The 23,740-nt window shown below is 68.8% G+C and carries 23 protein-coding genes and 1 pseudogene; 7 read left to right on the forward strand and 17 right to left on the reverse strand.

All coding sequences use genetic code 11. The features are described from left to right. Positions 1 to 163 precede the first annotated feature (163 nt). From pnp to rimP, 10 genes and pseudogenes are all read right to left on the reverse strand, one after another. On the reverse strand, positions 164 to 2,335 hold the full coding sequence (gene pnp / locus HUA78_RS36165) for a polyribonucleotide nucleotidyltransferase (RefSeq protein ID WP_174478276.1): 2,172 nt from the start codon (positions 2,333 to 2,335) through the stop codon (positions 164 to 166). 376 nt (positions 2,336 to 2,711) lie between these two features. Beyond that, a complete protein-coding gene (gene rpsO / locus HUA78_RS36170; RefSeq protein WP_141644273.1) occupies positions 2,712 to 2,981 on the reverse strand; it encodes a 30S ribosomal protein S15 in 270 nt (89 codons plus the stop codon). Positions 2,982 to 3,190: 209 nt separating this feature from the next. Then, entirely contained in the window at positions 3,191 to 4,066 is an 876-nt protein-coding gene (truB, locus tag HUA78_RS36175; protein WP_174478277.1) for a tRNA pseudouridine(55) synthase TruB, read from the reverse strand. A 32-nt stretch (positions 4,067 to 4,098) separates the two neighbouring features. Beyond that, complete coding sequence (rbfA, locus tag HUA78_RS36180; RefSeq protein WP_141644243.1) at positions 4,099 to 4,458, reverse strand: 30S ribosome-binding factor RbfA; 360 nt, start codon at positions 4,456 to 4,458, stop codon at positions 4,099 to 4,101. Then, positions 4,455 to 5,063, reverse strand: coding sequence for a DUF503 domain-containing protein (locus HUA78_RS36185; protein ID WP_174458114.1), 609 nt, complete (start codon positions 5,061 to 5,063; stop codon positions 4,455 to 4,457). The genes rbfA and HUA78_RS36185 overlap by 4 nt, the downstream gene beginning before the upstream one ends. Positions 5,064 to 5,171: 108 nt before the next feature. After that, positions 5,172 to 8,087, reverse strand: a complete 2,916-nt coding sequence (gene infB, locus HUA78_RS36190; RefSeq protein ID WP_371745746.1) for a translation initiation factor IF-2 — start codon at positions 8,085 to 8,087, stop codon at positions 5,172 to 5,174. 15 nt (positions 8,088 to 8,102) lie between these two features. After that, positions 8,103 to 8,354 (reverse strand): annotated as a pseudogene (locus HUA78_RS47835) (translation initiation factor IF-2 N-terminal domain-containing protein); the annotation flags it as partial. A gap of 137 nt (positions 8,355 to 8,491) precedes the next feature. Then, entirely contained in the window at positions 8,492 to 8,710 is a 219-nt protein-coding gene (locus HUA78_RS36195; protein ID WP_246137650.1) for a YlxR family RNase P modulator, read from the reverse strand. A gap of 91 nt (positions 8,711 to 8,801) precedes the next feature. Next, positions 8,802 to 10,502 carry a transcription termination factor NusA gene (nusA, locus tag HUA78_RS36200; RefSeq protein WP_141647290.1) on the reverse strand — a complete coding sequence of 567 codons (1,701 nt, stop codon included), beginning with the start codon at positions 10,500 to 10,502 and terminating at the stop codon, positions 8,802 to 8,804. 61 nt (positions 10,503 to 10,563) lie between these two features. Beyond that, positions 10,564 to 11,049 carry a ribosome maturation factor RimP gene (rimP, locus tag HUA78_RS36205; RefSeq protein ID WP_141647291.1) on the reverse strand — a complete coding sequence of 162 codons (486 nt, stop codon included), beginning with the start codon at positions 11,047 to 11,049 and terminating at the stop codon, positions 10,564 to 10,566. A 209-nt stretch (positions 11,050 to 11,258) separates the two neighbouring features. Between rimP and HUA78_RS36210 the strand changes: the two genes are divergently transcribed. From HUA78_RS36210 to HUA78_RS36235, 6 genes are all read left to right on the forward strand, one after another. After that, the gene (locus HUA78_RS36210; protein WP_174458116.1) at positions 11,259 to 12,062 is read left to right on the forward strand and encodes a carbon-nitrogen hydrolase family protein; all 804 of its coding nucleotides are present in this window, start codon (positions 11,259 to 11,261) and stop codon (positions 12,060 to 12,062) included. 60 nt (positions 12,063 to 12,122) lie between these two features. Then, positions 12,123 to 12,572 carry a FecR family protein gene (locus tag HUA78_RS36215; protein ID WP_141647293.1) on the forward strand — a complete coding sequence of 150 codons (450 nt, stop codon included), beginning with the start codon at positions 12,123 to 12,125 and terminating at the stop codon, positions 12,570 to 12,572. Further along, complete coding sequence (locus HUA78_RS36220; protein WP_174478278.1) at positions 12,569 to 13,468, forward strand: peptidoglycan-binding protein LysM; 900 nt, start codon at positions 12,569 to 12,571, stop codon at positions 13,466 to 13,468. Before HUA78_RS36215 ends, HUA78_RS36220 begins: the two co-directional genes overlap by 4 nt. Before the next feature lie 19 nt (positions 13,469 to 13,487). Next, on the forward strand, positions 13,488 to 15,194 hold the full coding sequence (locus tag HUA78_RS36225; protein ID WP_174478279.1) for an HD domain-containing phosphohydrolase: 1,707 nt from the start codon (positions 13,488 to 13,490) through the stop codon (positions 15,192 to 15,194). Positions 15,195 to 15,264: 70 nt separating this feature from the next. After that, entirely contained in the window at positions 15,265 to 15,606 is a 342-nt protein-coding gene (locus HUA78_RS36230) for a DUF971 domain-containing protein (RefSeq protein ID WP_174464353.1), read from the forward strand. 25 nt (positions 15,607 to 15,631) lie between these two features. Next, positions 15,632 to 17,566: a serine/threonine-protein kinase gene (locus tag HUA78_RS36235; RefSeq protein WP_174478280.1), complete on the forward strand. Its 1,935-nt coding sequence runs from the start codon at positions 15,632 to 15,634 to the stop codon at positions 17,564 to 17,566. Between the two features lie 52 nt (positions 17,567 to 17,618). Here HUA78_RS36235 and HUA78_RS36240 read toward each other — a convergent pair whose 3' ends face one another. From HUA78_RS36240 to HUA78_RS36260, 5 genes are all read right to left on the reverse strand, one after another. Continuing rightward, entirely contained in the window at positions 17,619 to 18,158 is a 540-nt protein-coding gene (locus HUA78_RS36240) for a ClpXP protease specificity-enhancing factor SspB (protein ID WP_174478281.1), read from the reverse strand. A 32-nt stretch (positions 18,159 to 18,190) separates the two neighbouring features. Then, complete coding sequence (gene smpB, locus HUA78_RS36245; protein WP_141647299.1) at positions 18,191 to 18,682, reverse strand: SsrA-binding protein SmpB; 492 nt, start codon at positions 18,680 to 18,682, stop codon at positions 18,191 to 18,193. Between the two features lie 16 nt (positions 18,683 to 18,698). Continuing rightward, positions 18,699 to 19,553 (reverse strand): pantoate--beta-alanine ligase, encoded by an 855-nt coding sequence (gene panC, locus HUA78_RS36250; protein ID WP_174478282.1) that lies wholly within the window; start codon positions 19,551 to 19,553, stop codon positions 18,699 to 18,701. A 2-nt stretch (positions 19,554 to 19,555) separates the two neighbouring features. Then, on the reverse strand, positions 19,556 to 20,482 hold the full coding sequence (gene panB / locus HUA78_RS36255; protein ID WP_174478283.1) for a 3-methyl-2-oxobutanoate hydroxymethyltransferase: 927 nt from the start codon (positions 20,480 to 20,482) through the stop codon (positions 19,556 to 19,558). 165 nt (positions 20,483 to 20,647) lie between these two features. Then, complete coding sequence (locus HUA78_RS36260; RefSeq protein WP_174458122.1) at positions 20,648 to 21,292, reverse strand: deoxynucleoside kinase; 645 nt, start codon at positions 21,290 to 21,292, stop codon at positions 20,648 to 20,650. A gap of 227 nt (positions 21,293 to 21,519) precedes the next feature. Between HUA78_RS36260 and HUA78_RS36265 the strand changes: the two genes are divergently transcribed. Beyond that, positions 21,520 to 21,801 (forward strand): hypothetical protein, encoded by a 282-nt coding sequence (locus HUA78_RS36265; protein WP_141647303.1) that lies wholly within the window; start codon positions 21,520 to 21,522, stop codon positions 21,799 to 21,801. A gap of 31 nt (positions 21,802 to 21,832) precedes the next feature. Here the strand turns inward: HUA78_RS36265 and rsmA are convergent, their stop codons facing one another. Both rsmA and tsaD read right to left on the reverse strand, forming a co-directional pair. Next, the gene (gene rsmA / locus HUA78_RS36270; RefSeq protein ID WP_174458123.1) at positions 21,833 to 22,714 is read right to left on the reverse strand and encodes a 16S rRNA (adenine(1518)-N(6)/adenine(1519)-N(6))-dimethyltransferase RsmA; all 882 of its coding nucleotides are present in this window, start codon (positions 22,712 to 22,714) and stop codon (positions 21,833 to 21,835) included. 14 nt (positions 22,715 to 22,728) lie between these two features. Then, positions 22,729 to 23,724, reverse strand: a complete 996-nt coding sequence (tsaD, locus tag HUA78_RS36275) for a tRNA (adenosine(37)-N6)-threonylcarbamoyltransferase complex transferase subunit TsaD (RefSeq protein ID WP_174464358.1) — start codon at positions 23,722 to 23,724, stop codon at positions 22,729 to 22,731. Positions 23,725 to 23,740 lie beyond the last annotated feature (16 nt).

The following is a 23,740-nucleotide window of genomic DNA, read 5'->3' on the forward strand; positions in this document are numbered from 1 at the left end:
CGGGGCCTCCAGAAGGCGGGGCTCGCACCTCCAACGCACGGCCCCCAGCTCCAGGTCTAAGCCAGCGCCCGCCAAAACGAAAACGCCCCCTGCCGCGCGGAGGCGGAAGGGGGCGTTGGAGCTACTCCGGACCTCGTGAGGAGACCCGGGAGCGAGGCGTCAATCAGGCCTTCGCGTCGGGCTGGGTGGCCTCGGGGGCCGGCTGCGCGGCGACAGCGTCAGCGGCACCCTGCTGCTGGGTCGCCGCGCGCTCCGCCATCGCCTCCTTGCGCGACAGGCGAATCTTGCCCGTCTTGTCGATGCTGACGACCTTCACCAGCACCTCGTCGCCCTCCCTCAGCACGTCGGAGACGCTCTTGACGCGCTTGTCGGACAGCTCGGAGATGTGGATGAGGCCGTCGGTGCCCGGGAACAGCTCCACGAAGGCGCCGAACTCGGCGATCTTCCGCACGGTGCCCGTGTAGATCTTCCCGATTTCCGCCTCGCGGGTCAGCGCCTGAATCATCGCGATGGCGGCCTTCACGGCCTCGCCGTTCGCGCTGGCGATGTCCACCCGGCCGGAGTCCTCGATGTTAATCGCCGCGCCCGTGCGAGCGATGATGTCCTTGATGACCTTGCCGCCCGGCCCGATGACGTTCTTGATGAACTCGGGACGAATCTGGATGGTGGTGATGCGGGGCGCGTACTGGCTGATTTCCTTGCGGGGCTGCGCCAGCGTCTTGAGCATCTCGCCCAGGATGTGGATGCGGCCCTGACGCGCCTGCTCCAGCGCGCGGCTCATGATCTCCGTGGTGAGGCCGGTGATCTTGATGTCCATCTGGATGGACGTGATGCCCTTGCTGGTGCCGCACACCTTGAAGTCCATGTCGCCCAGGTGGTCCTCGTCACCGAGGATGTCCGACAGGATGGCGATCTTGTCGCCCTCCTTCACCAGACCCATGGCGATGCCGGCCACCGGCGAGGTGATGGGGACACCCGCGTCCATCAGCGCCAGCGTGCCACCGCACACGGAGGCCATGGACGAGGAGCCGTTGGACTCGAGGATGTCCGACACGAGGCGAACCGTGTACGGGAAGGACTCGCTCTTGGGCACCATGTTGCGCAGCGCGCGCTCCGCCAGCGCGCCGTGGCCGATTTCACGACGGCCCGGGCCGCGCAGCGGCTTCGTCTCATTCACGCTGAACGGGGGGAAGTTGTAGTGCAGCATGAAGCGCTTGAAGGACATGCCACCCAGCATCTCCAGCCGCTGCTCGTCATCGCTGGTGCCCAGCGTGGCCACCACGAGCGCCTGCGTCTCGCCACGGGTGAAGACCGCGCTGCCGTGGGTGCGCGGCAGCACGCCCACTTCGTTCGTAATCGTGCGGACCACGTCGTGACCGCGGTCGCCGATGCGGCCACCGTTGACCGTCATCTCGCGCATGTGCTCGTACTTGAGGTCTTCCACCACCTGCTTGGCGTGCTTCTCCACCAGCGGGGAGTAGGCCTCGGCGAGCTGCTCCTTGAGCTTCGCGATGGTCTCCTTCTTCGTCTTGGAGAGAGACTCGTAGCGGGCGCCCTTCTCCTTGATGGCGTAGCCGGCCTTGATGCCGTCCATCGCCAGCTCGCGAACCTTGGAGCGCAGGCCCTCGTCCACGGTGGCCGGCTTGTCGAACGAGCGAACCGTCTTGTTCAGCTCGCGGCGCAGCTCGTCCTGCAGGTCCAGCGCGGGCTGGGCCGTCTTGAAGCCGAAGTCCAGCGCGGCGACCATGTCCGCCTCGGTCACCTCTTCCGCGCCGCCTTCCACCATGACGATGGCCTTGCGGCTGACCGCCATGACCAGGTCCAGGTCGCTCTGCTCACGCTGCTTCGCGGTGGGGTTGGCCACCAGCTGACCGCCCACGCGGCCCACGCGGATGCCGGCGAGGGGACCATCGAACGGGATGTCCGACACCCACAGCGCCGCGGAGGCGCCGGTGATGCCGTGCACGTCGCCCTCGTTCTCCGGGTCCGCGGAGATGACGCTGGCGATGACCTGCGTCTCGTACGCGTAGCCTTCCGGGAACAGCGGACGCAGGGAGCGGTCCACCACGCGGGAGGCCAGCGTCTCCTTCTCCGTCAGCCGGCCCTCGCGCTTGAAGTAGCTGCCGGGGATGCGACCCGCTGAGTACAGCTTCTCCTGGTACTCCACCGTCAGCGGCAGGAAGTCGATGTCCTTCTTCTCCCGCGCGCTCACCGCCGTCACGAGCAGCATGGTGTCGCCATAGCGCACCACCACGGAGCCATCCGCCTGCTTGGCCAGACGACCCACTTCGATGCTCAGCTCGCTCTCGCCAATCTTGACGCTCTTCTTCAGCATGTCCTTGCCTCGGTATTCTTCGGGCGAGGACCCCACCGCACGCACCTGGCCCGCAAGGGACCTGGCACCCCGGGAGGGCCCTCGGGGTGTATGAGCGGTCGCCAAGGCCCGAAACAGGCACATGACAGGCAACCGCCAGCCTGTACTGCGGAAGGGCGCTTGCGGAGCGCCGGAGGGATGTCTCGGAACTTTTGATCCCTGATCGCACCGGCCGACAACCGTGTCAGCCGGTCCGAACGGAAACCAAAACCTCCGTCGGCACCACTCCCTCGCCCGCCACCACCCACCGCTTCTCAACTGCTTCTCTGCTGCCACTTCAACGTCTGAAACGCGCGGGGCGCTGGTTGAACCAGCGCCCCGGGTCCTGCCGAGATGCCTACTTGCGGATGCCGAGGCTCTCGATGAGCTTCTTGTAGCGGGTGACGTCCTTCGACTTCAGGTAGTCCAGAAGCCGGCGACGCTGACCGACCAGCTTCAGCAGACCGCGGCGGGAGTGGTGGTCCTTCTTGTGCGTCTTGAAGTGCTCGGTGAGCTGGTTGATGCGCTCGGACAGCAGCGCCACCTGCACTTCAGGGGACCCGGTGTCCGTCTCGTGGGTCCTGAACTTCGTCACCAGCTCCGACTTGCGCTCCTGATGCAGCGACATGTGATTCTCGTCTTTCGTACCCCGCTCCGGAGTGATTCCACTTGAGTCGCCCAGGTCCGCGGAGGGGTACAGACCGGGTCTCATGCTCCACTTCTAACGAGCGGGGGGCTTATAAGCTTCACCCTACCCAGGGTCAACCTTGGACGCCTGCCCGTGCGCCTCACAGGGGGTGGAGCGTGTGAAGACGCACAGCCAGGGGGCAGCCGGGCCTAGACGAGCACTCGCAGGTACCGCAGCCGTCCGCCCACGCCCTCCGCCACCGCCAGCAGCGCGCCGTCGGGGCCCGTCACGCGCAGCCTCCCTGGGCGCAGCGAGGAGGGAGAAACCTCCACCGGCACGCCGTGCGACACGCGCTTGGCGTCGTCGGCCCCTACCCGCACCTCGGGCAGGTCGACCAGGGCCTCGGCGATGGGCACCAGCCGTGAGGCCAGCGTCCCGTCCTTCAGCAGGGCAGGCACGTCCGCCAGTGGCAGCGAGCGAGCCAGGGGGAACGGCCCGCTGGCCGTGCGCCGCAGCGCATCCAGATGTGCCCCGCAGCCGAGCACCCGTCCCAGGTCGAAGGCCAGGGTGCGCACGAAGAAGCCCTTGGAGCAGCGCACGGACAGATGGAGCCGGTCCGCGGAGAAGTCCCGCAGCACCAGTTCGTACACCGTCACGTGGCGGGCGGCGCGCTCCACTTCCTCACCCGCGCGGGCCAGCTCGTACAGGCGCTTGCCGGCCACCTTCACCGCCGAATACATGGGCGGGATCTGGTCGAAACTCCCCCGGAAGCGCGACAGCGCGGCCTCCAGGAGTGCGGGCGTCAACACGGGCACCGGCGCGCGCGCCGTCACCTGCCCCTGCGCGTCCTGGGTGTCCGTCTCCGCCCCCAGGCGCACCGTGGCGTCGTAGGCCTTGTCGCCCTCGGTGATGAAGCCAGCCACCTTGGTGGCCTCTCCCAGACACAGGGGCAACACTCCGGTGGCCATGGGGTCCAACGTCCCCGTGTGGCCCACCTTCTTGATCTTCAACAGCGAGCGCACCTGTCGCACCACGTCGAAGGACGTGGGGCCAGAGGGCTTATCGATGACGAGGACGCCGTCCATGTCGCGCCAATATTGTGGGCCCGGGGCTGGAACTACCAGCCTTCCTTGCTCCGGACCTCGCGAAGCAGACGGTCGATCTTGTCCCCCTCGCCCACGGACTCGTCGAACGAGAAGAAGATCTCCGGCGACACGCGCAGGTTGACGGCCGACGTGACGTGGCGGCGCACGAAGCCCTTGGCCGCCTCCAGCCCCTTCTGCGTGTCCGAGCGCTCCTCGGCCGTGCCAATCATCGAATAGAAGACACGGGCCACACGCAGGTCCGGGGAGACCTTCACCCCGGTAATCGTGATGTAGCCGATGCGCGGATCTCTCAGCTCGCCCCGGGTCAGCAGGTCGCCGATGGCCACCTGGATTTCCTGCCCCACTCGCTCGGGTCGGGAATGCGTCGTCATTTCTTCTCCCAGTCTCGCGGGTTGCGCAGGGAGCGGGCTCGAACCCGCGCCTCGTCCAGCGTCATCCGTCCACCGCCCGACGGTGACGGGCGACCCGTACCGGGGTCGCCGTCGTTGTCGCCGTCATGACGGCGCTCCCACTCACCCAACCCCTCGGCCTCCGCCAGGGAGGCCCGCTCGCCCCGCAGGAAGCGAGCGATCGCCGCCTCCGACTGGGCCGCCGCCGCTTCCGGCGACAGCGGTGCTTCGTCTTCGTCGTCCAGAGCGGACCGCGGGGCCCTGGAATCCGCGGTGTTGCCCGCGGCGAAGAGCTGATCTCCAAAGGCGAGGATTTCCGTCTCCCGCGCCATCAGCGGGGCCACGTACATCTCCTCGATGAAGTGGATGACCTTCTCCAACTGCTCGTCCACGTGGCGGCGGTCATTGCCCACCACCGAGAGGGCAAGCGAGGCCTTCTGCCAGAGGTCCTGGTCGTCCACCTCGGCCACGGCCACGTTGAAGCGGGCCTTCACCCGGTCCGTCACCCGGCGCAACACCTGTCGCTTGGACTTCAGCGAGCCGCTGTCCGGAATCTGGAGGGTCAGACGTGCGACACCTACGAACATGCCAATCCCCCGACCCCGGGGGACCTGGCGACTGCGCGAGGCCCCCAGGGCGAAACCTCCCCGGGAAGGTGGGGCCTTCCCGGGGGCGAGAGGACACGCGGCGGAAGACTAGGTGAGGCTCTGCCGGGTCTCTTCGATCTCGTAGGCCTCGATGATGTCGCCGGCCTTGAGGTCGTTGAAGTTCTCGATGCCGATACCGCACTCGAAGCCCTGAGCGACCTCCTTGACGTCGTCCTTGAAGCGCCGCAGCGACGCCATCTTCCCGGCGAACAGCTGCTTGTTCTCGCGGATGAGGCGAACGATGGCGCCTCGCTTCATCACACCATCCAACACCGCCGCGCCGGCGATGGTGCCCAGGCGAGGAACGTTGAAGGTGTTGCGGACCTCCGCGCGGCCCAGCTTCTTCTCCGTGCGGATGGGCTCCAGCAGGCCCTCCATCTCCAAGCGCACCCCGTCGATGAGCTCGTAGATGATGGTGTAGCTCTGCAGGTTGACTTCCTGAGCCTTGGCCGCGGCCTCCGCACCCGACTCCGGGTGGACGTTGAAGCCGAGCACCACGCCCTTGGAGGCGGCCGCCCGCATCACGTCGCCCTCGGTGATGGCGCCCACTCCGGAGTGGACGACCTCCACCTTGACCTTGTGGGTGGAGAGCTTCTGGACGGCCTGCTTGACGGCCTCGGCCGAGCCCTGCACGTCCGCCTTGATGACGACGCGCAGCTCCTTGGGACCGCCGCCCGCCTTCGTCTTGGCGAACAACTGCTCCAGGGACTCACGGCTGACCTTGCCGAGCTCGGTCTGCCGCTCCTTCATGTTGCGGTGCTCGGCGATCTGCTTGGCCGCCTTCTCGTCCGCCACCACGTTGATGGCGTCGCCCGCGGTGGGAACACCGGACAGGCCGATGACCTCCGCGCAGTAGCCCGGCTTGACTTCCTTCACCATCTCGCCGCGGCTGTTGTTCATCGCGCGGACTCGGCCGTAGTGCGAGCCGGTGACGACGGCGTCGCCCAGCTTGAGCGTGCCTTCCTGCACCAGCACCGTGGCGACCGGGCCACGGCCGCGGTCCAGCTTGGCCTCGATGATGGCGCCGACCGACGGGCGGTTCGGGTTGGACGTGAGCTCGAGGACCTCGGCCTGCAGCGCCAGGTTCTCCAGCAGCAGGTCCAGGTTCTGCTTCGTCTTGGCCGAGACGGGAACCATGATGGTGTCGCCGCCCCACTCTTCCGGGACGAGCTCGTGTGCGGCCAGGTCCTTCTTCACGCGGTCCGGGTTGGCGCCGGGCACGTCCATCTTGTTGATGGCGACGACGATGGGGACTTCCGCCGCCTTCGCGTGCTTGATGGCCTCCACCGTCTGCGGCATCACGCCGTCGTCGGCGGCCACCACCAGCACCACGATGTCCGTCACGTTGGCGCCGCGGGCGCGCATGGACGTGAAGGCCTCGTGACCCGGCGTATCCAGGAAGGTGACGTCACCCCGCGCGGTGGTGATGCTGTACGCGCCGATGTGCTGGGTGATGCCGCCCGCCTCGCCCGACGCCACGTTGGCGCTGCGGATGGCGTCCAGCAAGCTCGTCTTTCCGTGGTCGACGTGGCCCATGATGGTGACGACCGGCGGACGCGGACGCTCGTCCTCGGGACGGGCCTCCACCTCGGGCAGGTAGTCTTCCACCTCGAAGCCCACGCGCTCGATCTTCCAACCGTAGTCGCTGGCGATGGTCTCCGCCGTGTCGGCGTCCACCAGCTGGTTGGCCGTGGCCATCTTCCCCTGCGCCATCAGCTTCTTGATGAGCTCCGCGCTGCGGATACCCATGCGCTGGCCCAGGTCGGACACCGAAATGCCCTCCTGCAGCTTGATGACCTTCTTCTCCTCGGCCATCTGGGTGATCTGCGTCTTGGCGCCCTTCTTCGTGGGCTTCTTCTTCTTGCCACGGATGGGGATGGTGACGCGGCCCCAGACCATGTCCGTCAGTTCCTGCTTGGACACGCTGGTCGTATCGCCACTGGTGCGCTTGCGCTGGCCACGCTCCTTGTTCTTGGAGACGTCCACCAGCTCGCGGCCCCGGCCCAGATGGTCCGGAACCACCTTGTACTCACGGCGCTCGGGGATGCCCGCGCGGCCCGGCGCCATGGGGTACTGCTTCGCCTGGCCGGCCGTGGGGGTGACCCGACGCACCTGGATGAGCGGGCGCGAGATGACGACGGCCTGAGTGGCCGTGGGACGCGCCTGACCGCCCGTCGGAGACACCTGGGCGTGCGGCACACCGCCCACCATGATGGTGGGACCCTGCGGCGCGGCGGTGCCGCCCGCGGAGGCCTGCGCTCCAGGAGCGGAGCTGGGACGCACCGGCCCCTGGCCGGGACGCGTGCTCTGGCTCTGGTACGACGGATAGCTCGGACGACCGCCCGGACCACCGGGACGCCCACCCGGACCGCCCGGACCACCGGGACGTCCACCCGGACCGCCCGGACCACCGGGACGTCCACCCGGACCGCCCGGACCACCGGGACGTCCACCAGGACCACCCGGGCCACCCGGACGACCACCGCCCGAGGGACCGCTCCGCTGCCCGTAGCCCGGCGCGGGGCCCCGAGACACGACGGTCGCGGACGAAGACGGGGGAGAAGACGTCCGGACAGTCGGCGGAACCGGCGAGCGCGGAGGGGGTTGGGGCAAGTGGGTACTCTCCTGAGAAGGGGAACGAGGCTGCGCGGCGGCAGCTGGGGGAACGGCGGGGGCGCGAGGCGCCTCGACCGGGGCCTTGGGAGCCTCCGTTGCGGCTGGAGGCGTGGCGGCCTGAGCGGGCTGCTGCTCGGTCACCGGGGGAGCCGTCGGAGCCGCGGGCGCGGCGGTGACGGCGGGAGACTCCTCCACGGAGGGAGCCGGAGCCGTCTCGACAGCGACGGGCGGGGGCTCCACGGCGCGAGGCGCCTCCTCGGGAGGCTGGTAGGCCTCGACGGGGGGATGAGCGGACTCAACGGGTCCGGAATCGTAGTGGTCATGGGAGTCCGCGGAGTGCGACTCCATGCCCGCTTCGGCGGAGCCCGCGGGCGGGCCCACCTTGCGGCGCACCACGAACCCCTTCGCCGTCACGGGAGGCGCTGCCTGCTTCGGCTTGCGCTTGTCCAGGATCTTCTGGACGGCGGCGGTCGCCTGGTCGTCATCGAGGGAGGACGAATGGCTCTTGACGTCGTAACCGAGCGCGGACAGCTCGTTTACGACCTCCTTGTTGTCGAGCTCAATGCCGTGGCCCTTGAGCTCCTTGGCGATTTCGTGGACGCGCTTCTTCGACATATTGCCCTTGTTGGCCTGCCGCACCCGGCGACTCCGGGGCGCAGCACCCTAGCTCAAACCCGAAAATGTGTGCGAGTGGTCCTTAACACCCACTCCCCCCCAACACCCCTCCGCCCTCATGGCGCAGGCTCCTATGCCTACCCGAGCTGCGACGGGTCTACCAACCCCGCCTTCCCGCGAAAGGCCCGACCAAACGCCTTCCGCTTCAGCGCTGCCGTCATACAACCGACACCGCACAGGTAGGCGCCCCGTCCGGGCAGCCGCCGCTCCCTGTCCACCACGACAGCGCCCCCAGGCCCTATCACGAACCGGGTGAGCTCCGCCTGCGGTCGCTTGGACCCGCATCCGACGCACATCCGGACCGGGCCTGACCGCGCGCTCTGCTCCGCTGGTACCAAGCGACCTGCTGGGCGCCCCACATCCCCTCTCCTCTTCACTCTTCCTAGCTTACGGCGACTTGGTGGCTTCCGCGCCACCGTCCAGGGTCGCCGTCGTAATACCGCGCTCGGCGTTCAGCTCCGTGCGCAGCTTGGCCTCCTCCACGAGGTAGTTTTCCGCCGCGCTCTTGAGCTGGCGGGCCTTCTTGATGCCCACACCCGGAACGTCGCCCAGCTTCGCCAGGTCCTTCTCGTTGGCGATGTCCTCCACCGTGCGGTAGCCGGACGCCACGAGCTGTTCGATGGTCTTCTCGCCAACGCCGCGCACGCGAGCCATGCGCTCGGTCTGGGACAGCTCGTCGGGGTGGCGGCGCGCCTCGGCCAGCCGGGCCTGCTCCCTTTCATAATCCATGCGGGACAGCTCCGCCTGGTCTTCCACCATGCGCCTGCGGGCCTCCTCCTGCATGGAGGGGACACGGGCGGGGTCCACGCCGGGGATCTGCGCCAGCATCTCCGCGTTGGCCTCCGCCACGTCCCGGGCCTGCCGGAAGCCGTGGGCGTAGAGCGTCTCCACCAGCATCTCGTTGACGCCCGGCAGCGCGCCCAGCGAGCGGCTGGCGAACTCGCGCATCTCGCGCACGCGGCTCTCGCTGTTGATGTCCAGCTTCCAGCCCGTCAGCTGGGCGGCCAGGCGCACGTTCTGTCCGCGCCGGCCAATGGCCAGGCTGAGCTGGTCGTCCGGGACGATGAGCTCCATGGCGTGGTTGGCCTCGTCGATGATGACGCGGCTGACCTCCGCGGGCGCCAGCGCCGAGCACACGAAGCGCGCCGGGTCTTCATCGTACGGGACGATGTCGATCTTCTCCCCGCGCAGCTCCTGCACCACCGCCTGCACGCGGCTGCCCTTCATGCCCACGCACGCGCCCACCGGGTCCACGTCCGAGTCGCGGCTGGAGACGGCGATCTTCGCGCGGCCACCCGGCTCACGCGCGGCCGCCTCGATGACGACGATGCCCTCGGCGATTTCGGGCACCTCCATCTCGAACAGCTTGGTGAGCAGGTTCACGGAGGCGCGGCTGAGGACGATCTGCGGGCCCTTGGACTCGCGCAGCACGTCCAGCACGTAGGCCTGGACGCGGTCGCCGGGGCGGTACGTCTCACGCGGGACCTGCTCGCGCACCGGCAGCACGGCCTCGGCGCGGCCCAGGTCCACGATGATGTTGCCGCGCTCGAACCGGCGGGCGATGCCGGTGACGATCTCGTTCTTGCGGTCCTTGTACTCGTTGAAGACGTTCTCGCGCTCCGCGTCCCGCGTGCGCTGCAGGATGACCTGCTTGGCCGTCTGCGCGGCGATGCGGCCGAAGCCGCGGCGGAAGGTCTTCAGCCGGAGGATGTCGCCGTACTGGTCGTCCTGGGCCTTGGCCTCGTTGGCGTCCTCGTCCCGGTAGAAGATCTGGAAGACGAGCTCGTCGCCGGGCTCCACTTCCATGCCCTTCTTGTGCGACTCGGTCAGGTTGATCTGATTGACCGCTTGAACCGGGTCGGTGATCTCCTCGACCACGGTGATGGCCTGGAACAGCTCCACCACGCCCTTGTCCGCGTCGTACTTGGCCTCGAGGTTGCGGTCCTGGCCAAAGTGCTTCTTGGCCGCGGTCTTCATCGCATCCTCGAGGGTGGCAATCAGCACAGCCCGGTCGATGCCCTTGTCCTTGGCGACCTGGTCCAGGACAAGGTTGAGGTTGACGGTCGGGTTGGCTTGTTGCGTAGGCATTGTCTTCTCCTGAATGGGTCCACGGGCCCCCCGCGCGGCAGGGTGCCCTGTATGTCGACGTCTAGAACTCGAACTCCAGGTTCGCCTTGGCGATGTCCTTGAAGAGGATGTGGAAGGTTCCGGCACCTTCCACCTCCACCGAGATACTGTCGCCCGCCACCCCGGTCAGCGTGCCAGTGAAGCTCTTTCGCGGCGGCTCGCCCACCGGCCCGAACGTCTTCACTTTCACCTTCTGCCCCTGAACTTGCGCGAAGTGGGTCGGCTTCCTCAACGGCCGGTCCACCCCGGGGCTGGAGACCTCCAGGCTGTACTCGTGGGGAATGAAGTCCTCCACGTCCAGCACCGGGTCCACCGCGCGGGACACCTGACTGCACTCGTCCAGTCCCACCCGGCCCCCTGGCTTGTCGATGAAGAGCCGCAACACCCAGCCCTCGCGTTCCCGGATGAACTCCAGGTCCACGAGCTCCAGGCCCTCGCCCGCAACGAGGGGCTCGAGCACCGAAAGGGCCCGTTCCTCCACCGTCTGCTTGAGGTTCTTCTCCGACATAACTGGGAAACCAGGCTCCAAAAACGCGAAAAGCGGGCACGGCGGCCCACTTTTCGAGGTGCACATCGAAAAATGTCGGGCGCGTCCGTAACACACGCCCCAGCGGGGTGTAAAGGAAGGACGCTCCCTCTCGGGTCCCGTGAAACCTGGCCAACAGGGCAAGGAATTCCCAGGGGTTCCGCGTGCCGGGCGGGCGTTATAACGCGCCCATGCACCTCATCGCCGCCGCCCAGATGGTGTCCACCGCGGACAAGGCCCACAACGTGGAAGTCGCCACCCGGCTCGTCCGGCGCGCCTACGACCTGGGCGCCCGCCTGGTGGGACTGCCAGAGAACTTCTCCTGGATGGGACCCGAGCCAGAAAGGCAGGGCGCGGCGGAGGGCCTGGATGGCCCCACCCTCGCCCGGATGGCGGAGCTGGCGCGCGAGCGGAAGGTGACGCTCCTGGCGGGCAGCGTCCTGGAGACCGGCGCCCCTGGCGGGCGGCTCTACAACACCAGCGTCCTCTTCGGCCCGGATGGCGAGCGACGGGCCGTCTACCGGAAGATGCACCTGTTCGACGTCGAGGTGGGGGATGGTGCGACCTATCAGGAGTCCGCGGCGGTGGCGCCGGGGACGGAGGTCGTCGCGGCGGACACGGAGGTGGGGCGGCTCGGGCTCTCGGTTTGCTACGATTTGAGATTCCCTGAGCTGTACCGCCGGCTGTCCAAGGACGGGGCGACGCTGCTGGCGGTGCCGGCGGCCTTCACGATGATGACGGGCAAGGACCACTGGGAGGTGCTGCTGCGGGCGCGTGCCATCGAAAACCAGGCGTACGTGTTGGCGCCCGCCCAGGGCGGCAGGCATTCGGCGCAACGGCAGACGTATGGCCACGCCATGGTGGTGGACCCCTGGGGGTTGGTGACGGCGAGGGCGTCGGAGGGCGAGGGCCTGGCCGTCGCGCCGGTGGACCTGGAACTCCAAGCGCGCATCCGTCGCGACCTCCCCTGCCTGCGACACCGCCGATTGGACTAGCCTGGGGGAACCTGATTTCCGGACGGTCCCCTTCTCGTGAATGGTCGACGTTGGCTTCCCATGCTGCTCGCGCTCGCGCTCCCGGCTTCGCCGCTCGGCTGCACCGCCGAGGACGCGCCCGCCGTGCCCACGACGTCCACGACTCCGGCGCCCGTACCCCGCGCGCACCTGCGAGGGTTGAAAGGGAACGTCCAAATCAAACGCTCCATCGCCGACGAGTGGAGCACCGCCAGCGACGGCGTCCCCTTGTTCGAGAACGACAAGGTGCGCACCGAGGCGGGCGCGGGCGCGGACCTCGTCTTCAGCGGCAACGGGAGCATGGTGCACCTGGGCGGTGACTCGCTCATTGGAATCGCGGAGACGCGTCCGAGGCCGGGCCGTCCGCGCACGGACCTGACGGTGCTGCGCGGCCGCATCGACGCGGAACTGGAGCGCCCCTCCACGCAGTCGCTCTCCGTCAACACGCCCGCGGCCACCATCCAGGCAGGAAGGGAGATTGTCTTCCAATGAAGACGGCACTGCTCCTGCTCGCGTGGCTGAGCGCCGCGCCCCCGGACACCACCGTGGTGGGCCCCCAGGAGTCCCTGCGGGAAGTGGCCGAGCGCGTGCTCGGAGACGCGAACGCCACCGCGGAGCTGCGCGCCCTCAACAGCCTGTCCTCGGATGCCGTCGCGCCGGGCACGCGGCTGAAGCTCCCCGGTCAGGAGCGGGGGCTGGCCCTCAAGACCCTGGAGACGGCGCGCACCCTCGTCGCACAGGCGAAGGGCACCGGAGTCCTGCCAGAAGCGGAGGCACGGCTGAGTGAAGCCGAGGTCTACTTCCGCACCGCGCGTTATGCGCAGGCGTCCGAGGCGGCCAACGCGGCCGGGACGCTGGTGTCCGGGGGGCGAGCGCCCCACCCTTCCGCCTTCAGCGTCCACGTGGAGCCGGACGCGGGCACCACCACTGTCAGCGTCACCCGAGGCCCCCCGGTCCGCGTGGAGGCCGAGGGCGTCACGCGGCCCGTCGCTCCAGGTGAAACCGTGCTCGTGGAGAAGGGACGACCTCCCGTAGTCCCTGCCACGCCGCTCGCGCCTCCCCAGCCCGAGCAGCCCGAGCAGGGCGCGGTGCTGAAGCGACGCGCGGACGCGAAGGGACACCTGGGTCCGGTGAAGCTGACGTGGGCGGCGGTGACGGGCGTGGAGCGTTATGAGGTCGAAGTCGCCCGAGACACGCAGGGCGCGGCCGTCGTCACGCAGACGGCCACGTCGCCGGAGCTGAAGCTGCCAGTGCTGCCCGCAGGGCGTTACTGGTGGACGGTGCGGGCGGTGGGCGCCTCGGGCCGGTCCGAGCCGTCGGTGGTCCGTCGGTTCGAGCTCGTCCCCGAGCGACTCAAACTCGAAGTCCAGAAGGGCCAGTGGCAGTAGTCCCTGGAGGAGTCGCCCCGTGCGCCTGTTCAAAGCCATCCTCCTGTTGATGCTCGTGGTGAGCATCGTCCCCACGCTGATGGTGGGGTGGCTGTCCGTCACACATACCCGCGAGCTGCTGGTGCGCGACGCGCAGGAGCTGGCGCAGGAGCGCGTGAAGCAACTGCGCCTCAAGGCCGAAATCTTCCTGGGCGAGCCCACCGAAGCCGTCATGGGCCTGGCCCGCGTTCCGGACTTCTTCGGCTTGCCCCTGGAAGCGCAGCAGACGCACCTGGCCTCGGTGCTCTCCCAGCGACGCGAAGTGCTGGCCCTCACCGTCTTCGGCCCGGATGGGAAGCGACTCCCTGGGCTCCAGGCCTTCTCGCGTCACGACGTGCCGCCCACCGCGCTCGCCTCGCACGAGGAGCGCGGTCGCGCGCTGCTCGAGGGCGGCATGGAGGGGCCTCGCTACTCCGACGCGGTGGCGACCGGCGGCGGTGGACCAGTGGTGACGCTGGCGTTCCCCGTGGGCGAGCCGGTCAAGGGATTCATCACCGCGGACCTGTCCCTGGCGGGCCTGCGACAGATGCTGGAGCAGGAGCGCGTGGGCAGCACGGGCTTCGCGTACCTGTCGGACCATCGCGGCCACCTCGTCGTCGGCGGAGGCGGCGTGGCGGCACTGGGCGGAGATGTCTCCCAGCGCAGCCCCGTGGCGCACCTGCTGCGGCAGTTGGCCAGCACGCCCGACGCGGAGCTGTTCCACGTGGGCAACTTCGGCGAGGGCCGCGACGCGGTGGTGGCGGCATACACCGTGCTGCCCGAGACGGGCTGGGCCATCGTCTCCGAGCAGCCGGTGGAGCACGCCTATCGCCAGGTGGAGACGATGGAGCGCCGCATCCTCCTGGGGCTGGGCGCGGCCATCCTCGTCGCCCTGGTGATGGCGGCCCTCTTCTCGCGCAACCTCACCCGCCCCCTGAAGGTCTTCACCGACGGCGCCCTGGAGCTGGCGCGCGGGAAGTTCGGCGTGGAGGTGAAGATTCCGCAGAAGAACGAGGTGGGCGAGCTGGCCCAGACGTTCAACTACATGAGCAAGCAGCTGCTCGCGTACGACATGGAGAACCGCGGCCTCTACGAGAGCCTGGAGAAGGGCTATCTCGAGACCATCGTCGCGCTGGCCAACTCCATCGACTCCAAGGACGCGTACACACGCGGCCACAGCCAGCGGGTGGGTGACTTGTCGGTGGAGATTGGCCGGGAGCTGAACCTCACCGAGCGCGAGCTGCGACAGCTCCAGTACGGCGGCATCCTCCACGACATCGGCAAGATTGGCATCGTCGAGTCCATCCTCTGCAAGCAGACGAAGCTGACGGACCAGGAGATGGCCATCATGCGCGAGCACCCGGCCATCGGCGACGCCATCATCGGCCCGGTGAGCTTCCTGGGCGCGGTGCGCGCGTGCGTGCGCCACCACCACGAGCGGTGGGACGGCACGGGCTATCCCGACAAGCTCCGGGGCGACGACATTCCCCTGCTGGCCCGCATCGTCGCCTGCGCGGACACCTTCGATGCATGCACCTCCACCCGCCCGTACCAGAAGGCCATGCCGCTGGAGAAGGCGATGGAGATTCTCGACAGCCTCACCGGCGCGCAGCTGGACCCGCAGGTGGTGGCGGCCCTGCAACGGGTGGTGGCCAAGAAGGGCGTGCGGCTGGAAGGCCACCGGCTGCCCGTCAAGCTCGCCTCGTGAGTCGCGCGCCCCCGACCCGGAAGGATGCTAGGGAGGGCGCACCGCTGTTGAGATTTCGAAAGGTGCAACGTTGAGCTTCTGGGACCGCATCAAACCCTCGACTCCCTCCGCCACCGCGACGGACGCCCGCCTGTCACCCGACGGCTCCCACCTGGAGCTGACGTGGGACGACGGCACGAAATCGGGCGTCTCCGCACAGGCGCTGCGTCAGCAGTGCCCCTGCGCTGGCTGCGTGGACGAGTGGACGAACCAGCGCACGCTGGACCAGACCAAGGTGCCCGCGGACCTGCGCGTCAAGCAGGTCCACCCCGTGGGCAACTACGCGCTGACCTTCGCCTTCAGCGATGGCCACACCACCGGCATCTACCCCTGGAAGCTGCTGCGCGACCTCACCCAGCCCCCCACCGCCTGAGGGCGACTGCCCCGGAGAGCCCGCCGTGAACGAACGCTATCGGCTCGTCAGGCCCCTGGCCTCCGGAGGCATGGCGGAGCTGTTCCTCGGCGTGGCCCGGGGCGCGGAGGGCTTCGAGCGCACCGTCGCCATCAAGCGCATCCTCCCGCACCTGGCCCAGGAGCCCGACATCGCGCGGATGTTCCTGGCCGAGGCCCGACTCGCCACACAGTTGCAGCACCAGAACATCGCCACCGTGTTCGACGTGGGCGAGAGCCCCTCGGGCCTCTTCCTGGTGATGGAGCTGGTGGACGGGTGGGATTTGGGCGTGTTGCTGCGCCTCGCCGCGCGGCAGCGACAGCGCTTTCCTCCGCACCTCGCGGCCTTCGTCACGCTCCAGGCGCTCGCGGGCCTGCACCACGCCTACCGCAAGCTCCACGAGGGTCGTCCACTGTTGGTGGCGCACCGGGACGTGTCTCCGTCCAACATCCTCGTGTCCCGCGAGGGCGAGGTGAAGGTGACGGACTTCGGCATCGCGCGGTTCAACGGTGCGTCCTTCACCGAACCGGGGCTCTTCAAGGGCAAGGAAGCCTACAGCGCCCCCGAGGTCCTCCAGGGAGAGCCCGCCACCGCGCTGAGCGACCAGTTCTCCCTGGGCATCGTCTTCCACGAGTTGCTCACTGGCGCGCATCCCTTCGCGGCCACGTCGCAACCGGGCTCCGTCGCGGTGGCCATCGTCTCGCGGGAGGTGCCGCCGCTACCACCGGACGTGCCCGCGCCGCTCGCCGCCGCGGTGCAGCGCATGATGGCCCGCGCGCCCGAGGCTCGCTTTGCCTCGCCGGAGGCCGTGGCCGAGGTGCTCGCGCGGTGGCTCGCCCGGTCGGGTGAACCCGCGACCGCGCATGCCCTCACCGCCTTCCTGTCCACGCTGCCCTTGCCCCCCACGCTGAAGGAACAGGGCGAGACAGCCAGCGACGCGTCGTCGGAAGCTGCCCCGTCGAGGTCGCTCGCTCCGGAAGCGCCTCCCTTCTCGTCGGAGGCGGACGAGTCCTCGGAGCTGGCGGGTATCGAGCTGAGCTCGAGTGGACGGCTCATCCACCGCTGCGTTCGCTGTGGCTCGCCGTTGTCCGCGCCTCGCGCACCCTGCGCCGTCTGTGCCGCACAGCTCGCACCACCGGCCCCGGGCGCGTTCTCGACTCCGGACGAGCATGGCTCCGGGTTTCTCGCGGCGGATGCATTTCCCTCCTTCGGGGACGAGGCCTCGCATGCGCCCGCGTCTCAGGGCGCTCCCAGCCATTCGAAGGGGAGCCACGCTCCGCCCCCCGCTCGCGGCCCTTCTCCCGGAAACGTCGCCGCGCCGCCTGCACCGGTCGCCAAGACGAAGCTCTACGGGGCGACACCTCCGGGGCCTCAAGGCAGCGCCGTGGTCGGAGCACCTGCCGCCTCCGCGCGGCGTCCCCCGCCGCAACCTGCTCTTCGAGAGGTGGCCTCCGGCACGCAGTCCCTCGCCGACAGCATCGAAGGCGCACCGCGCAGACCCTCGGCACCGAGCGTGCTTCGCGCGGGCCCCGAGGCCCTGGAGCTGGAAGAACGCGCTCCGCGGCCAGAGAGCACCTTCGACCAGATTCCCGCCTCGCGTGCGCCGAGGCGCTGGGGCCGGCGCATCATCGCGCTCCTGGGTGTCGCGGCGGCGGTGGGCGGCAGCGTGTGGCTCTGGCCCCACCGCACCCAACTCACGGGGCGACTCATGGCCAGCGTGAATCAGCCCATGGCCGCGCCCGTGCTCATGCTCATGAGCGAGCCCTCGGGTGCGACGGTGCTGGTGGACGACAAGCCCGTGGGGACGACGCCCCTCGCGCTCGACAACCTGTATCCGGCGGGCCCCGTCTCCGTGCAGGTACGCCACAAGGGCTACCGCACCTGGAAGGGCACCTTCCCCGGAGCCAAGGCCGCGCAGCTCGAAGTGAAGCTGCAGCGCTGAGGAGCATCACCCCGCGCGGGCCACGCCGTGTCGCGTGGCCCACAAGGTTCGCTCACTTCACCAGACGCAGATGACTCCGACGCGGCGGAGGCGAGTCGTCCTTCGGCCCTTCGGGCGGCGGGACTTCCGACGGAGGCGGAGGCGATGGCGCCACCTCATCCACGGGCTCGGTGGGCACTTCGCGCAGGAAGGTGCGCGGACGCTCGGCGGCCACGGGGACGGGGACGGGGAGCGGCTGCGGCGGAGGACGCGCGGCGGCGGGCTGCTGAAGCAGCTCTGGCGGCATGTCCTCCATGTACATCCACGACTCCTTCGTCACGTGGCTGGCGATGGCGAACAGCGCCGACCACGGCACCGCCACCGTGAAGCGCGAGCCCGAGAAACTCAACGTGCAACGCACACCCCACTCGCCCACCGTGAGGTCCGGTGGGTCGAAGCGGTACGAAAGGTTGAGGCGCAGATGGGCCTCTCCCCGGAGTGATGCGGGAACGAGCACGCCCGGCCTTCGCGCGTCCAGGTGGATCATCACCATCCCCTGGTCCAGCGAGGCGAGCAGCCGCTCCTTCTTGTCCAAATCCTTCGTGTCGTCCATCCGGTGTACGGCGGAGAGAAATGCGGGCGCGCTCAACGACGGCGCACGGCCCGGTCCATCTCCCGCTTCGTCTCCCGTTCCTTGATATCGTGGCGTCTGTCTTCGTGTGTCTTGCCCCGACAGAGCCCCAGCTCCACCTTGGCGCGCCCCTGCTTGAAATACAGCACAAGCGGGATGATGGAATAACCACGCTCCCGCACCTTGGTGGTCCACCGGTCAATCTCCGCCCGGTGCATCAGCAGCTTCCGGCCGCGCGTGGGCAGATGGTCGAACACACTGGCGGACTTGTAGGAACCGATGTGGGCATTGAGCAAGAACAGCTCACTGCCCTTGGGCAGGGCGTACGCGTCCGAGAGGTTGGCCTCTCCTTGTCGCAGCGACTTCACCTCGCTTCCCGTCAGCTCCAGACCGGCTTCCACCTTTTCGTCCACGGTGTAGTCGAAGCGCGCACGCCGGTTCTCGGCGACGACCTTGATTCCCTGCTCGCCGCCTGCCGGCCCCTTCGACTTTCCACCCGATGCCATACGTGTCCTGGGTCTCCTAACCGCCAAGCGCCATGTTGTCGATGAGGCGTGTATTGCCGCTGAAGGCCGCCACCAGCAGCCGAGCAGCCTGTCCGGGGGCCACCGACGCAAGCGGCGTGAGTCGCTGGGCGTCCACCAGCTCCACGTAGTCCTCGCGCAGCCCGGCGGACGACAGCTCGTGCCGGACAGCGCCCGTCAGCGCCTCCGCATCCCGCCTGCCGCCCTGAAGCAGCGTCAGCGCGGCCCGGAGGCCTCGCGACAGGGACAGCGCTCGCTGCCGCTCCTCGGAGGACAGGTAGGCATTTCGGCTGCTCATCGCCAGCCCGTCGGGCTCGCGAACCGTCGGCATCCCGACGATGTCCGCGCCCAGGTGCAAGTCCCTGTTGAGCGCCCGGATGACCTGGAGCTGCTGGTAGTCCTTCTCCCCGAACAAGGCCGCATCGGGCCGGAAGAGCGCCAGCAACTGGGTGACGATGGTGGCCACGCCCCGGAAATGCCCCGGACGGCGGGCGCCACACAGCCCCTGGCTGACCTCCGTCACCTCGACGTAGGTCTCATAGCCGGGCGGGTACATGGCCTCGGGCACGGGCGCGAAGACGACGTCGGCGCCCGCTTCGCCACACTTGGACAGGTCGCCGTCGAAGTCGCGGGGATAACGCGAGAGGTCCTCACGGGGACCGAACTGGGTGGGATTGACGAAGATGGAGACGGCCACCACGTCGGCGCGACGGCGCCCCTCGCGGATGAGCGAGAGGTGCCCTTCGTGCAAGAAGCCCATGGTGGGCACCAGCGCGAGCCGGCGCCCCTCACGGCGCAGCCCCGCCGCCCACGTCTTCACTTCATCCACGGTGCGGAGGACGGCGGGCGCCATGGTTAGACCGGAATCCCGTAGACGGGGCCGACCTTCTCCTCACCCTCGGCGGGAGATGCGACCTCGCCCTCGAGGACCTTGCCCGCGCCCAGGGCCGCGGGGGCCACCAGGCGGATGCTCTTGCTCGCCTTGAACGAGTGGTCCTCGTCCGGGAACGCGCCCTGGCGGATCTCCGTGAAGAACGCGCCGGCGGCCTCGGTGATGGAGCCGTGCAGGTTGGCGTAGCGCTTGACGAACTTGGGCTTGAAGTCCGGGTTCATTCCCAAGAGGTCGTAACAGACGAGCACCTGCCCGTCGCAATAACGTCCCGCGCCGATGCCGATGGTGGGGATGCTCAGGCTCTGCGTAATCGTGCGCGCCAGCTCCAGCGGCACGCCCTCCAGCACCAGCGCGTAGGCGCCAGCGGCCTCCAGGGCGAGCGCATCGTCGAGAATCTTGCGCGCCTGCTCCTCGTCACGGCCCTGAACGACATAGCCGCCCATCTTGTGGACCGACTGAGGCGTCAGCCCCAGGTGCCCCATGACGGGGATGCTGGCGCGGACGATGGCGCGGACGACGTCCGCGAACTCGGCGCCACCCTCCAGCTTCACGCTGCCCACGCCGCCTTCCGTCACCAGCCGGCCCGCGTTGCGGACGGCCTCGTGCGCGGAGACCTGGTAGCTCAAGAAGGGCAGATCTCCCACCACGTGCGCCCTCCTGGCGCCCCGGGTGACGGCCGCCGAGTGGTAGACCATCTGGTCCATCGTCACGGGCAGCGTGGAGTCATGTCCCTGGACGACCATGCCCAGCGAGTCACCGACGAGCAATACGTCCGCACCCGATTGGTCCAGGATGTGGGCGAACGTGGCGTCGTAAGCGGTGACCATGCAGATCTTCTGGCCGATCTGCTTGAAGCGCTTCAGCGAATGGATGGTGACCTTGTCCTTCACGGTTCACCTCCTGATGGGTGAGGGTGGATACGGCTCAAGCCGCTTCGCTGCCCCTCGCCGTCCCAGGAAGGGATCGCCGGAAGCCACGAAGTCGGCCCCAGCAGTCTAACGCCCCCAGGGCGCCCGTGGGACTTCATCAGCGGGCAACCCACCAGGAGCCCGAAATCAGGGCCGCCGGGATGCCTTGGGGAGGTAGTGCTGCGTCCCCGGCTTCGCCTTCCGGATGGCGGCGAGCAGGTCTTCCCGGTCCGCCTCGTTATTCACGAAATCAATATCCGACGTATCCACCACGAGGAGCGGCGTCTCCGTGTAGTGGAAGAAGAAGTTGTTGTACGCGTGGACGAGGCCCTCCAGGTACGTGGGGTCGAACTTGCGTTCGAACTCGCGGCCCCGCTTCTTGATGCGCTGGAGCAACACGTCCAGGCGGGCCTGGAGGTAGACGACGACGTCGGGCTTGGTGACGCGAGGCCCGAGCGCCTCGAAGACGCGCTCGTAGAGGGCCAGCTCGTGGGCGTCCAGGTTGAGGTGGGCGAAGATGCGGTCCTTGGCGAACAGGTAGTCGCTGACCGTGACGGAGCGGAAGAGGTCCTGCTGGAACAGCTCCTGCTGCTGCCGGAAGCGCGACAGGAGGAAGAAGATCTGCGTCTGGAACCCGAACTTCTGCCGGTCCGTATAGAAGTTGGAGAGGAAGGGGTTCTCCTCCACGACTTCAAGGACGCGCCGCGCGCTCAGCCGCTCCGAGAGGATGTTGGAGAGGCTCGTCTTTCCGACGCCAATGGGCCCCTCGACCACGATGTACCGGTAGTCCATCCGCCGAGGCCTCCCGACCCGGAATGCGCGGTGCGGCCCATGCCCGCCTCTGACGAGGACGCGGGGCCTCGCGTGGGGGCGCGGATAACACAACATGGCCGGATGGATCGGCAATTTTCCACGGCCTGGGCGATGACGGGAACCCCCAGCGCTCGCTTGACGCTGTGGGGGGCATCCCCTTACGGTCGCGCCGATTCCATGGTGTGTGCGCGGGGTGCCCTTCAGTCATGAGTGGAAGGCAGCGGGCGAAGACGGTGGTGCGGCTCGAAGAGGCCCGCCAGAGCGCCGCGCCCAAGGCACCGGCAGAGCAGCCTCCCGTGGAAGCAGACCCGCTCTACGGCGTGGTGCTGTTGAAGACGGCCCTGGAGCTGAAGCGGCGCAAGGACGGCACCGTGGAGGAAATCCTCCGCGACGTGCTGGCCCGCATGCGAATCCCGGAGGCGGAGTTTCGCGCGTTCCTGGAGCAACAGGGCGGGCTGCTCCAGGCCCTCGGAACGCGCTGCAGGTAGTCAGGCAGGCGGGCGAGTGCCCGCCCCTCCCCTACTCCTCCGCCCCACCCTCGTCGGACAGGTCCACCTTGGGCGTCACCGTGCCCGGAGCCACGGGGCCGAGCGCGCGCTCTATCGCGGCGAACTCCTCCGGCGCGAGCGTCTCCGCGCGGCGCATCGGGTCGATTCCCGCCGTCTCCAGCGCGGCCAGCATCACCGCGGGTGTGCCGAGCGACTTGTCGGACTTGAGCGAGTTGAGCAGCGTCTTGCGGCGCTGGGCGAACGACGCCTTCACCACGCGGGTGAAGCGCGCCTCGTCGATGATGGGCGCGCGCGGCGTCTTGCGGCGCGTGAGTGACAGCACCGCGGAGTCCACCTTCGGCGGCGGATGGAAACGCCACGCCTCCAACGTGAGGACATTCTCCGCGTCGAAGTGCAGCCCGAGCAGCACGGTGAGCAGGCCGTACTCGCGCGTGCCGGGCTCGGCGGCGAGCCGCTCCACCACTTCCTTCTGCAGCGTGAAGACGGCGCGCGAGACACGGGCTCGCTGCTCCAGCACGCGAAAGAGGATGGAGCTGGTGAGGTGATACGGGAGGTTGCCGGCGACGGCGACCTCGGGGGCTCCGGCGACCTCGGCGAAGTCCACGGTGGCGGCGTTGCCCGCCACCACGCGCACCCCGGGGATGGCCTCCTTCTCCAGCACCGTCACCATGTCCCTGTCCCGCTCCACCGCGGTGACGAGCGCACCGGTGGCGGCGAGGAAGCGGGTGAGGTGGCCCAGACCGGGCCCCAGCTCGACGACGGGCTCACCCGGGCGCAGGTTCAGCGCGTCCGCGATGGCCTCGAGGGCCTCCTCGTCTCCGAGGAAGTTCTGGCCCCAGCTGTACTTCGCGCGCAGGCCATGGCGCTTGAGGATGTCTCTGGGCGATTCCAACCGGGTGTCCTTGCTCACATGCGCCAGGCGGGGTCAGCCGCCAGACGGAAGTCTCCGCGCAGACCGCGGCGCCAGGCCTCATACCCCGCGACGGCGATCATCGCGCCATTGTCCGTGCACAACCGCACCGGCGGCAGGAACATGCGCAGCCCCCGCTCCTCGGCGCGCTGCTGACACAGCGCCCTCAGGCGCGAGTTGGCCGCCACGCCTCCGCACAGCACGAGGTTCCGGTGGCCCAGCCGACGCGCGGCGGCCACCAGCTTCTTCGACAGCACGTCCGCCACCGCCTCCTGGAACGAAGCGCACAAGTCGTTCAGCGCCTGTCCCTGGGGCACGCCGTGCTTCTGCACGTGGTGGAGCACCGCCGTCTTCAACCCGGAGAAGGACACGTCGAAGTTGTCCCCCGGCAGCGCGCGCGGGAAGCGGATGGCCGCCGGGTCACCCTTCTTCGCGAGCTCGTCGATGGGCTGTCCCCCCGGGTACGGCAACCCGAGGATGCGCGCCGTCTTGTCGTACGCCTCGCCCGCGGCGTCATCGCGCGTGCTGCCCACCAGCTTGTAGTGGCCGAACGCCTGAACGTCGTAGAGGCTGGTGTGTCCACCCGAGACGACGAGGCCGAGGAACGGCGGCTCCGGTGCATCCTCGAGCAAGCGGATGGCCAGCAGGTGGCCCTCCAGGTGATTGGCGCCGACGAAGGGCTTGCCGGTGGCGAGGCTCAGCCCCTTGGCCACCTGGAGTCCCACCAGCAGCGCGCCGATGAGGCCCGGGCCGGAGGTGACGGCGATGAGGTCCACGTCGTCGAGCGTCTTCTGGGCGCGCGTCAGGGCCTCGTGGATGACCGGCATCACCTGGACGATGTGGTTGCGGGAGGCCAGCTCCGGCACCACGCCGCCCCAGCGCCGGTGGATGTCCACCTGGGTGGAGACGACGTCCGACAGCACCCGCCGCCCGTCCTCCACGACGGCGGCGGCGGTCTCATCACAGGAGGTTTCCAGGCCGAGGACGAGCAAGGCGACTCACTTCACT

The organism is Myxococcus sp. CA033 (assembly GCF_013336625.1).
In the GTDB taxonomy this organism is placed as follows: Bacteria; Myxococcota; Myxococcia; order Myxococcales; family Myxococcaceae; genus Myxococcus; species Myxococcus llanfairpwllgwyngyllgogerychwyrndrobwllllantysiliogogogochensis.

Coding starts and splice junctions, on each gene's coding strand:
- rpsO (WP_141644273.1), bottom strand. CDS start 2,981: ATGTCGCTGCATCAGGAGCGCAAGTCGGAGCTGGTGACGAAGTTCAGG.
- panC (WP_174478282.1), bottom strand. CDS start 19,553: ATGGCGCCCGCCGTCCTCCGCACCGTGGATGAAGTGAAGACGTGGGCG.
- HUA78_RS36240 (WP_174478281.1), bottom strand. CDS start 18,158: ATGGACGACACGAAGGATTTGGACAAGAAGGAGCGGCTGCTCGCCTCG.
- truB (WP_174478277.1), bottom strand. CDS start 4,066: ATGGACGGCGTCCTCGTCATCGATAAGCCCTCTGGCCCCACGTCCTTC.
- HUA78_RS36195 (WP_246137650.1), bottom strand. CDS start 8,710: ATGTGCGTCGGATGCGGGTCCAAGCGACCGCAGGCGGAGCTCACCCGG.
- HUA78_RS36215 (WP_141647293.1), top strand. CDS start 12,123: ATGCTGCTCGCGCTCGCGCTCCCGGCTTCGCCGCTCGGCTGCACCGCC.
- HUA78_RS36260 (WP_174458122.1), bottom strand. CDS start 21,292: ATGGACTACCGGTACATCGTGGTCGAGGGGCCCATTGGCGTCGGAAAG.
- pnp (WP_174478276.1), bottom strand. CDS start 2,335: ATGCTGAAGAAGAGCGTCAAGATTGGCGAGAGCGAGCTGAGCATCGAA.
- infB (WP_371745746.1), bottom strand. CDS start 8,087: ATGGAGTCGCACTCCGCGGACTCCCATGACCACTACGATTCCGGACCC.
- smpB (WP_141647299.1), bottom strand. CDS start 18,682: ATGGCATCGGGTGGAAAGTCGAAGGGGCCGGCAGGCGGCGAGCAGGGA.
- HUA78_RS36185 (WP_174458114.1), bottom strand. CDS start 5,063: ATGTTCGTAGGTGTCGCACGTCTGACCCTCCAGATTCCGGACAGCGGC.
- rimP (WP_141647291.1), bottom strand. CDS start 11,049: ATGTCGGAGAAGAACCTCAAGCAGACGGTGGAGGAACGGGCCCTTTCG.
- rbfA (WP_141644243.1), bottom strand. CDS start 4,458: ATGACGACGCATTCCCGACCCGAGCGAGTGGGGCAGGAAATCCAGGTG.
- HUA78_RS36210 (WP_174458116.1), top strand. CDS start 11,259: ATGCACCTCATCGCCGCCGCCCAGATGGTGTCCACCGCGGACAAGGCC.
- nusA (WP_141647290.1), bottom strand. CDS start 10,502: ATGCCTACGCAACAAGCCAACCCGACCGTCAACCTCAACCTTGTCCTG.
- HUA78_RS36265 (WP_141647303.1), top strand. CDS start 21,520: ATGAGTGGAAGGCAGCGGGCGAAGACGGTGGTGCGGCTCGAAGAGGCC.
- HUA78_RS36220 (WP_174478278.1), top strand. CDS start 12,569: ATGAAGACGGCACTGCTCCTGCTCGCGTGGCTGAGCGCCGCGCCCCCG.